Source organism: Chryseobacterium sp. R2A-55 (assembly GCF_021401085.1).
Taxonomy (GTDB): domain Bacteria; phylum Bacteroidota; class Bacteroidia; order Flavobacteriales; family Weeksellaceae; genus Kaistella.
Genome location: NZ_JACBFP010000008.1, coordinates 145,302 through 155,242 on the forward strand (window position 1 = coordinate 145,302; position 9,941 = coordinate 155,242).

At 37.8% G+C, this 9,941-nt stretch carries 9 protein-coding genes; 1 reads left to right on the top strand and 8 read right to left on the bottom strand.

Annotated elements, in window-relative coordinates; translation table 11 throughout:
- The 7 genes from L0951_RS10180 to L0951_RS10210 form a co-directional block, all read right to left on the bottom strand.
- Entirely contained in the window at positions 1-1,284 is a 1,284-nt protein-coding gene (locus tag L0951_RS10180) for an efflux RND transporter permease subunit (protein WP_234111127.1), read from the bottom strand.
- A gap of 14 nt (positions 1,285-1,298) precedes the next feature.
- Positions 1,299-1,922, bottom strand: coding sequence for a DUF3347 domain-containing protein (locus L0951_RS10185; protein WP_034871893.1), 624 nt, complete (start codon positions 1,920-1,922; stop codon positions 1,299-1,301).
- A gap of 19 nt (positions 1,923-1,941) precedes the next feature.
- Positions 1,942-2,328 (bottom strand): hypothetical protein, encoded by a 387-nt coding sequence (locus L0951_RS10190; protein ID WP_034871896.1) that lies wholly within the window; start codon positions 2,326-2,328, stop codon positions 1,942-1,944.
- An 895-nt stretch (positions 2,329-3,223) separates the two neighbouring features.
- Positions 3,224-3,919 (bottom strand): GNAT family N-acetyltransferase, encoded by a 696-nt coding sequence (locus L0951_RS10195; protein ID WP_234111128.1) that lies wholly within the window; start codon positions 3,917-3,919, stop codon positions 3,224-3,226.
- Positions 3,920-3,965: 46 nt separating this feature from the next.
- A complete protein-coding gene (locus tag L0951_RS10200) occupies positions 3,966-4,934 on the bottom strand; it encodes a hypothetical protein (protein WP_234111129.1) in 969 nt (322 codons plus the stop codon).
- Positions 4,935-5,028: 94 nt separating this feature from the next.
- Positions 5,029-5,787: a Cthe_2314 family HEPN domain-containing protein gene (locus L0951_RS10205; protein WP_234111131.1), complete on the bottom strand. Its 759-nt coding sequence runs from the start codon at positions 5,785-5,787 to the stop codon at positions 5,029-5,031.
- Positions 5,788-5,819: 32 nt separating this feature from the next.
- The gene (locus L0951_RS10210; RefSeq protein WP_234111132.1) at positions 5,820-6,416 is read right to left on the bottom strand and encodes a master DNA invertase Mpi family serine-type recombinase; all 597 of its coding nucleotides are present in this window, start codon (positions 6,414-6,416) and stop codon (positions 5,820-5,822) included.
- 35 nt (positions 6,417-6,451) lie between these two features.
- Here L0951_RS10210 and L0951_RS10215 point away from each other — a divergent pair, with 35 nt between their 5' ends.
- On the top strand, positions 6,452-7,162 hold the full coding sequence (locus tag L0951_RS10215) for a TaqI-like C-terminal specificity domain-containing protein (RefSeq protein WP_234111135.1): 711 nt from the start codon (positions 6,452-6,454) through the stop codon (positions 7,160-7,162).
- Here L0951_RS10215 and L0951_RS10220 read toward each other — a convergent pair.
- Positions 7,146-9,941: Eco57I restriction-modification methylase domain-containing protein (locus L0951_RS10220; protein ID WP_234111136.1), on the bottom strand; the 2,796-nt coding region annotated here is incomplete at its 5' end. The genes L0951_RS10215 and L0951_RS10220 overlap by 17 nt on opposite strands.

Genomic DNA, 9,941 nt, shown 5'->3' on the forward strand with positions numbered 1-9,941 from the left:
TTATAGGTTTTTATTTTGTTGATGGTTCTGCCAATCGGAGAGATTTTTATACGCATTTTCGGACATGATAATTCCGTTATCCACGATCACTCCAATTGCCAGCGCAATTCCTGTAAGGGACATGATATTGGAAGAAAGTCCAAACGCATTGAGCAGAATAAAACTGATGGCAATGGTGACCGGAATCTGAATAATGATGCTCAATGCACTTCGCCAGTGGAAAAGAAACAGAATAACAATGATTGCTACCACGATAATTTCTTCAATCAGCTTGGTTTTAATATTGTCTATTGCCCCTTCAATCAGCGTACTGCGGTCGTAAGATGTTTTGAAGGTAACGCCTTCGGGCAGGCCTTTTTCTACATCCTTCATTTTCTCTTTCACCTCTCTGATGACCTTATCCGCATTTTCGCCATACCGCGCCACCACGATACCGCCTACCACTTCTCCTTCCCCATCCGCGTCGAAAATACCCAGGCGGAGATCACCACCCATCTGTACAGAGCCAATATCTTTCACACGCACAGGAATACCGTTGTAATTTCCCAAAGCAATTTCCTCGATATCGGCTACGTTCTTTATGTACCCCAGTCCGCGAATGATGTATGCCATATCGGCCATCTCAAATTTCCGTCCCCCTACATCGTTGTTGTTAGCCTTTACCTTATTCATCACCTCCATGAGGGAGACGTTGTAATACTGCAATTTTACAGGATCTACGATAAGCTGGTACTGTTTTTCGAAGCCGCCAAAGGATGCCACTTCCGCGACACCGGGAACCGTCTGCAAGGCAAATTTCACGTACCAGTCCTGGAGGGCGCGCTGGTCTCCTAAATCCATTTTAGGTGCATCCAAATGGTACCAGAAAACGTGACCAACACCAGTGCCATCCGGTCCGAGCGTAGGGGTGACATCTTGTGGGAGTAAACGCTGCGCATAATTGAGGCGTTCCATTACCCGGGTTCTGGCCCAATAAATATCTACGTTATCTTCGAAAATGACATACACGAAACTCATCCCAAACATAGAGGAAGCCCGGATGTTCTTAATTTTCGGAATGCCCTGAAGGTTACTGACCAGCGGGAAAGTCACCTGATCTTCCATAATCTGGGGACTTCTGCCCATCCACTCCGTAAAAACGATGACCTGGTTCTCACTCAGATCCGGAATGGCATCGATGGGATTGTCCCTTACCGCAAAAATACCCCAGATAAAAAGGCCGGTTGCAATCAGCAAAACGAAATACCTGTTGCGGAGGGACAGTTTGATTAAATTTTGAATCATGGTTCTGTACGGTTTTACTTAATTTCTTCCTGAACCTCGCCACATGACAGCATTTCTTTGCCTAAATAAGGATTCTTCACCTCACGTGAATCGCTAAGCCAAAAAGCGCCTTTGTTATCGTTATACATTGGACAAAATACTTTGTACACCGGTTTTGGAGTTCCGAAATCTTTCAGCAGGTCGTAAAAATCGGCGCTCATTAAATCCAGATGTTCGCGCTGATGATCAATCTTTCCGGCGTTATCTGCAATGTGCTCGGCGTTTTCACTGATGCTTGATTCGAGGTCAGCAAATTCTTTTTTCTGTTCAGCAGAAAAACCGTTTTTGTCTATTTTGGGAAAAGAAGCGAGGATCCCTTTGGCTGCACTCACCGCTTCTTTATCATCATCACCGGACAAAGCGAATGTAAGGTGAGTGTAATGGGAATAAAGCTCCGTAAGATCAGCGGAAGACTTTTTGGCTTCAGTAACGGTTACCTCTTTATCCGTTGCCATATTGCCCATCGCTGAACTGTCAGACATCATGCTCATATCGTGCTGCATGGATGTTTCAGTGGTTTTTTTCTGTTCTTTATTCTCTTTGCAGGAAGTGAGTGCAAGTGTGCCGATTGCCAAAAGGCTGAATACTAGTGTTTTCATTATTTTATAAGTTTAAAGATTATTTATTATTAAAAAAGGCTTCGTAGTTTGCTTTATTTTCGAAGTACACGACATTATCATTTTTATCAGAGATTGCAATAATTGCGGTTGCTTTATCGATGAGTTGATGAGATATCGGATCATACGCCATGCGGGCATTTTCTTCCTGTGGGATTCTGAGTTTGCAGTTTTCACAGCAACCGTAGTAGGTTTTGCCGTCATGCTTTACTTCGAGCTGCTTTTTGCCCATGTAGGCGTTGTTTACCATACAGACCTGGTCGTGGGGAACAATGTCGCCGGTCTTGAACTGTGCATTGGTAATTTGGGTAGTTTCTGCTTTTGAATTGGTGCAGGAAACGAGGAACACTGCTACAAAAGCCAGTATTCCTAAAAGAATATTCTTCATTAAATTTTAGATTATAGGTTAATTTTGAGTCTCTGTGTTTAGAAACTGATTACGGGTATCCTGATCTTCAAATTGTCCTTGCTCCAAAAGGAAAATCTTTTATGAAAGATTTACTTTTAAAGGAAAAGTTGATGTTCAAAGGAATATACAGCGCTGATAAGTCATCAGGGAAAACACTTCACGACACGACATAATTCAGGCTGTAAAAAAGAGGTATTAACCTATTTTTGGCGGTTGCCAAATGGTATGGAATCCCCCGGAATAATGGGTATTCTGATAATAGAAATTGGAATTGTTGCTATAGTAGCCGGAGGCTTCAGTTTTGGAATCCTCTAAGAAATTACTGTAGGCTAAAAGGGTGTATTGAGCAGAACTGCAAAGGTTGCCGCTGCAGTTTCCTGAGCACCCTTCCGTTTGACAATTATGCGATTTTGGATGACAGCACTCGTCTTTGCAATAGCCGCTATCGCAAGACGGATGAAATTTCGCGAATGACTGTTTGATGAAAGTTTCAGCATGCGCCTCTGATTTAAAAACCTGCTTATCCTTTTTGCTGCAAGCTAAGGAAATCCCCGGCGCCAGAAATAACGCGAGTGTAAAGGAAAGGAATAGTATTTTTAAATTAACGTGCATTATAAAGTAAAACAGTACAAATATAGGAAATATTTTTGGAATTGTTGTTCGCTGCCATACTGTCATTGCATTAAGATTTCTCCAGGACGGAGGACAATCCTGTATGACATTGATGTGGCTAAGGCGAGATTTGCAATCTGACAACTAAAAGGTTTTTGTAATGCTATGCTGATCCATGGCCAATTATTCTGTTGGTAACACAAAGCAAGCGAATTTCTCTACAACTTTATTCCAATCTTTATTACTGAAATATGCACCATTTTCATAAGAGGTGGATCAATAAAAAAGGGCCTAATTCTATCAGACTTTCTCTATCAAAATATTTTACTTTATCATCTCTGATAATTTTGCCATTTTTTGTCAAGCGGAGTTTCCAATTGGGGTTGCATGGCTGCAGAACTGGATTTTCAGTTTCGCTAATTTTCCAAGTCCATCTCGGTGTTTGATTAGTAACTTCGTAAGGTTCTAAATCCCAAAGTTCCAATTTGTCAGTTAATCCGCTACCATCCTGAGTGGGATTATTGACTTTAATTAAAGGTTTATAGTATGTCAGTTCCGGTTCGGCGTATCCTCTTTTTGGAAACTTAATAAAATTCATTTTCTTCCAAAAGGTTTCCGATTCAATTGGTGAACAAAATAGTTTTATTGCAATGTAATTTTTTGATTTAAAAAAGAACTCTATTTTATTATAAAACTCCTTCCCAATTCCTTTATTTCGGAAATGAGGATGAACCTCAAAAATATCTATATCTGCATAAGAATCACCACAAGAATCCCAACATGCAAATGCAATGGGTTCCTGATTACTGTGGTAAATTAACAACTGGTTATCGTGAAAGCATTTCATAATAATCTGCCAATTACAGTAAAATCCTTCATTTGTCTTTTGACTCTCTTCAATCAGCCAACTTTCAATCTTTTGAAGATGATCAATGTTGGGGTTTTCCAGGAATTGCATATTTATGTTTTATCGATTGCTAACGCTTTGTAGCTCAGCTACTAAATCATGATTTAAAAACCTCATCATCGGCGACATCATCGGCGTATTCAGCATTATCTTCTGAGAGGCGGTTAGGATTCGGGAGGATGATGCTGTTCTGTTGTAAAATAGAACAGATATTGTGGGTATAACAAATTTCATTAAAATCGTAACGCAAAGGTCCGGAAGTGAATACGGAATGCTTATAATCAAAGGTCATTTCAAAATCCTTTAAACCGAAATCAAAATCGTGGAACAGACTGACCAACCATTCACTCAGAAATTCTGAAGAGAGCACCGGTGCTGAAATGAATTTGCGCCAATACTTCTCTGCAACTATTTCGGATTCGTAGTAATGAATAATTTCATCTATAGAAAGTGCATATTCGATGTATTTTTTCTGAAAGGAATAGAGGGTGCTATCAAAATAGGCATCTAAGTCGTAGAAGTCCAGATATTCATAAAACCACTGGCGACAAAAGTCCAGTTTTAAGAAGCCATTTTCCATCAGTTCAGTTTCTATTTCAGAAACGGCGTCGGACAATACCGATTTTAATTGGCTAAGCTCATCCGTTTCTGTATAATCAAATTTATCGTCCAGGTAAAATATATTTGGTTCTAAGTAAGTCAACGGCATTTGTGATGGACTGTCAATACACCACTGCTGGCGTATGTCGGTAACGTGATGCTGATCTCCGTCAAAAGAAAAACCAAAGGCCCACAACCCTAGTTCATTAACGAAATTATAGGCTGTCTGCTTCACCGGGGTATCGTAAACTTTGCCCATGTACGCGTTAAAGGGCGCTGCACCATAAGGATGCTTATTTACCTCATCAAAATACTCCCGAAACCTTTGTACTAATATTTCCTTTGGATAGCCATCATATACCCTATCCTCTTCCAACATCAGTTCAAGCATATTGGCGTCGAGGTTCTCGAAGGCTGTGATTATTAACTGCAGCTTATTTACGGTACCACTTTTTGCACTTTCCATTTATAACAAAGGAAATATATATTATGGGAACTGACAAGATGTTCGATTTATTATTATAGCTCATGGTATGTCTATCCCTTAGTGAATTTCACTATTAAGGTTGTTCAAGCCATTCTTTATACTTATGGAAATATACTAGAATCGCATTCTCAATAATTTTATTAGTATAGGCCTCATATGACTCGAGTGCATCCTGAATCCATTTTATCTTGTCTTTCCGAAACTCCTTGGTCCTAAATTCTAAAACACATTCAGGCATAAAAAATCTCAACGAATCAGTTTCAAGTTCAAACTTTTTAGATTGACGATAAAGGTTATCATACAAGTCAAAGTTATAATGTTCTTCGTCGTAAAATTTCGCCTCATGACTATTTTTATTGCGAAAATATTTGATACCCTTGAAGGTATTATCATATGCTTCAATTAGTTGCAAAAAAGGCTTATCATATTTTGTGGGAATTTTATTTCGCAAATTGGGGATATTACACTTCCGATTTTCAATTTGTAAATCAAACAAAACATTTACCAACAGTTTAAGCAGATCGGATCCTGTAGACACTTTATGAAGAAATACTTCTAAATGGTATTTAATATAGTCTAATTCTGAAATATCATTTTCGGTATAGAAGTTTTTATAAGGAATTCGTCTCAAAAAAACAATTATTTTTCGTAAATCGTCCTTAATACTATTCAACTCAACAAATTTTGAATTTATATCTAAATTCAATTGATGTATTGAAGTTAAAAGATGCCTCTTATTGCCTTCGCCCTGCATTTCCGGCAGATCTTTCACTGCACTCATTAGGTCTGCAGAGTGCTGGCCAAACTTTTTCAGTAATTCCAAATATGTCATCTTATGTTTTTCTATGGAACCAAATATATGACTTAATTCATTTTCTCCCTCACAAAAGCCGAGACTGTCAGTCGGTGGACATTCAGTATTCTGCCTATTGCAGAGTAGGACACTTTTTTATCCAAAAGTTCTTTGATTTTCTTTTCCTGGCCGGTGAGTTTTGTTTTTGCAGATTTTCTACCTTTTGGTCGACCGAGGATTACGCCTTCCGCTTTCTTGCGGGCTAATGCTTCCTTGGTTCTCTGGGAGATTAAGTTTCTTTCAATTTCAGCGGATAAGCCGAAGGCAAAAGCCAAAACCTTAGAATTGATATCGCTACCGAGTCTGTAATTGTCTTTTATGGTCCAAACGTGAATGTCTTTGTTCATACATTCATTAAGAATCCCCATGATCATCAGAAGGTTTCTGCCAAGGCGTGAAAGTTCTGAGCAAATGAGAATGTCATCTTTTTTCATTTTTTTGAGTAGTTTTCCGAGTTTTCTTTCTTCCAGTTTTTTGGAGCCGGAGATGGTTTCTTCCAGCCATTTATCCACTACCACTACGTTTCTTTCGCAGAATTGGTTGATTTCGTAGCGTTGGTTTTCTACTGTCTGTTTGTCTGTGCTGACTCTGATGTAACCGTAAATCATTGTTTGTTTATTTAATTATTGTTTAAAATAAACCATTGAATCCGTTTCGACAAAAAAATAAACAGGCAGGTGAATTGATAAAAACTGTCTGTTTTATACGACCGATTTTAAGAGGTCGTGATATTAAACGCTATTCGTATGAATTTGCTGAACTTTATATCATTACAACTTTTCCTAGTTTGAAAATCGATATTGAACAGTATCCTGCAGTAAAGCAGCATTTGCAAGGTTTCGGATATGACCGCTTAAAGCAAACTGGTGATCACGGAGCAAGAAAAAAGACTAATAATGAGTGGTTTGAAACACAGGATTCTATAAGTTATATGGACGATTTTTATAAACAGAAAATTATGTATCCTAATATGACAAAATTTTTGCCTTTTTATTTAGATGACAGGAACTTTATGCAAAATGATAAATCATTTATGATCACGGGTGAAAATTTATACTTTCTAACAGCTTTTTTAAATTCGTCATTATTCAAATTCTGTTTTATAGATAATTTTCCTGAATTACAAGGAGGAACCAGAGAATTGAGAAAGATTTTTTTAGATAAAATTCCTGTATTACAAGTTAACCAAGAAACGGAATCTCTTTTTAAATCTCTAGTTATACAAATGCAACAATTGACCTTCTCGGGAGCTGATACAAAACAATTTGCTAAAGAAATTGACTTAATAATATTTGATATATATAAATTAACTGACGAAGAAAGAAATAAAATTGGCTTTATTGAGATTCAATAAAAATAACTTCATCTTGTGAGAAATGTAAAAATTCATAAATTTTGTTATTAATATCTCGTTCAATTTCAACACCGCCATTACTAAGAACTATTTGCAAGACAAGTTTCTCTAAAATATTTTTTTGTTCTTCTTCAAGAACAGGAACTGGTAATTGTTCAATAGTAAACTTCTTCCATCTTACTGTACCGACGCCAGTTGTAGTGCCAATTTTTGAAAATAGATATTCTGATAATTTTGAATTTAGAAATCCAAGTAAGAATGGCAAAGAAGTACCTGTCATTAAAAAGGTTGTAGCTTCATTCATAAAATTTCCATGTAAATCAAGACAAAACTTCGTTTTGTCAGAAATCTCTCCCCAAATTATTTTTTGACTAGTTAAATCGTCCCTATAATTGGCTCCCCACCTTTGCAAAGCATACCACTCGTATCTCACTCCCGTTTCTGCTTTATTACGCTTCAGCAGATTTTCTTTGTGTGAAAGTAAATGTTTATAAATAGCGGGATACTCGTTCTGAAATTTCACTTCGGCATCTTTTGACGCTCCAATGATGTTTGGATTGTCCTCCAAAGGAAAGTGCCAAGGAATATATAGCAACCACAAATCTCCGAATTCATAGCTATATTTTTTTATATCTCTGCCACGTAAAATCGGTCGTATAATTTCTTCACTTTTCGGATCTTGCTCAATTAATTCTCTTCTTTTTTCTCCTGTAATAATAAAAGCTTCATTAAAGCCAGTTTTGATACCATAGTTTATTCTAATATCCCATTCTTTCAATGGCTTACCTACGGCCTCAATTTTGCGCTTAATGCTTTGTTCGATAGGACTAAGAATTACCCAACTTTCACTTGTAATAAACTGAGATTGTTCTGAATTTTGGTTAACAAAATCACTTAAATTATTTAATAACTTTTCTTTGACTACGCAAGCCTGTGTTGTGAATTCATTTTTGTGCTTTGCAAACATTAAAATATTAGTATCCACCGTTGCGGTGTCAAAAATCTGATTTCCTGAAAAATCTATTAAAGTCAAGGGATTCGTTTGCTCCACAAAGAAGCGTCGCAGACTTTCTCCATAATTTGCACGCATCCATTTATTAGAAGTAATGAACATCAGCAAACCATTTTCGCGCATAATATTGTAGCCCTGCTCATAAAACAGACTGTATATATCTCCGGTCTTTATAAAAGTTTCATAGCCTACTTTTTGTAAAGCATCACTATCAGCACCCATTTTCTGTAACTGGATGTATGGTGGATTCCCAATGATAACATCGAACCCGATAAAATTTCCTTCGTCATCCAGCACCTCCGGAAATTCGAAACGCCATTCAAAAGCATTTTCGTAAATCTTATTGCCTTTAACTTCTTCGATGATATCTTCAATTTTCTGAATCCGGTTTTCCAGATCCTTTTTATCTTTCTGCTGTGCTTTTGTCAGATCGGTTCCGAATAATTGCTCGCTGCCATATTTTGTAAAGAACTCACCACGAAGCAGATTCAAGGTTTTCATTTCTTTGCTGTGACGGCTGATTTCTGTGCGGAAATCGTTTTTTAAAGACGCCAGAAACTCTTCCAAATTTCTTTTCTTCTCTTTGTTTTCGGCTTCCTTGTAATCCCGTACTGCATTTTTATAATCTTCAACCGTTACTTTGGATTTACTGAACGTGGATTTTAAATCACTGTCCAAAGGAAAACGGCTGATCAATGAGTTACCGTTTTTGATGTTTATATCAATGTTTGGTAAAGTTTCCAGTTCGGTTTCGGATTTATAGTAAGCATTCTTTAGTAATTCAATCCAGAGGCGGAGACGACAAATTTTTACGGAATTTGGGTTAAGATCAACACCGAAAAGACAATTTTCAATTATCGTCTGTTTTTCGTGGAATAAGGTTTCCTGAACCCGCTGACTTTCCTTGTTTTTTGGATTGTAGCGAAACAATTCGCTCGTTGAGGTATCGGTAATAACAATTTCGTCACTTTCCACTTCGACATTGTAATCTTTAAATCTTCTGCCGTCTTTATCTGCGAGGATTCCAAGATCATTTTTTATGGCAATCATTTCATTGAGGACAGAAACTAAAAAGTGGCCCGAACCAACGGCGGGATCACAAATCTTGACTGAGTTTACAATATCGTTCGCTGATTTTATGTCGCTGATATTGTTGTACAGTTGTGTGAAATCCTCACAGCTCCAATTATTAACTTCATTAAATTTCTGAAGCACTGCCTTTCTTAAAACCTCCCGGCTCATATACATGGTGATTGAACCAGGTGTATAGAAAGAACCATCCTTATAACCGTTTATTTTCTCAAAAATAAGTCCTAAAATAACTAAGCTTTCGTTGGGCTTGAAAAGCCAACAATGAAAGCCCGTTGAACGGAAGCTCCGGTGGCTTTTCTTCAATATTGGTTCTTCTATGGAGTTATCGTTTTTAGAATTTAGATACGCAAAGCAGTTTTTTAGAATTACTGCTTTTTTTTGTGGCGTTTGATAGCCTTTGGAAGGGGGTTCTGTCTGCCGACAGGCAGGTTCTGCGGGTTTTCTTCGCTGCAGGACAAAGGTTCCCTTACCCGCAAAGGTTATTTCGCAGAGAAAGTTTGGGTGAGGAAAAGAAAATCCTGTGGCGGACCACGTTGCCCGAAAATGGCAATGGCCACCAGGTTTCCTTCTTTGCAACACCGGCATTTTCTGAGCATAGTCTGGGGAACAAAAACGCTCCGTTCCACTTTTAAACTTTCTTGCAAACCCTGAAGTTTTCCACGCTTCCAGCTGCTG

Coding starts and splice junctions, on each gene's coding strand:
- L0951_RS10190 (WP_034871896.1), bottom strand. CDS start 2,328: ATGAAGAATATTCTTTTAGGAATACTGGCTTTTGTAGCAGTGTTCCTC.
- L0951_RS10195 (WP_234111128.1), bottom strand. CDS start 3,919: ATGCAATTCCTGGAAAACCCCAACATTGATCATCTTCAAAAGATTGAA.
- L0951_RS10205 (WP_234111131.1), bottom strand. CDS start 5,787: ATGACATATTTGGAATTACTGAAAAAGTTTGGCCAGCACTCTGCAGAC.
- L0951_RS10185 (WP_034871893.1), bottom strand. CDS start 1,922: ATGAAAACACTAGTATTCAGCCTTTTGGCAATCGGCACACTTGCACTC.
- L0951_RS10210 (WP_234111132.1), bottom strand. CDS start 6,416: ATGATTTACGGTTACATCAGAGTCAGCACAGACAAACAGACAGTAGAA.
- L0951_RS10180 (WP_234111127.1), bottom strand. CDS start 1,284: ATGATTCAAAATTTAATCAAACTGTCCCTCCGCAACAGGTATTTCGTT.
- L0951_RS10200 (WP_234111129.1), bottom strand. CDS start 4,934: ATGGAAAGTGCAAAAAGTGGTACCGTAAATAAGCTGCAGTTAATAATC.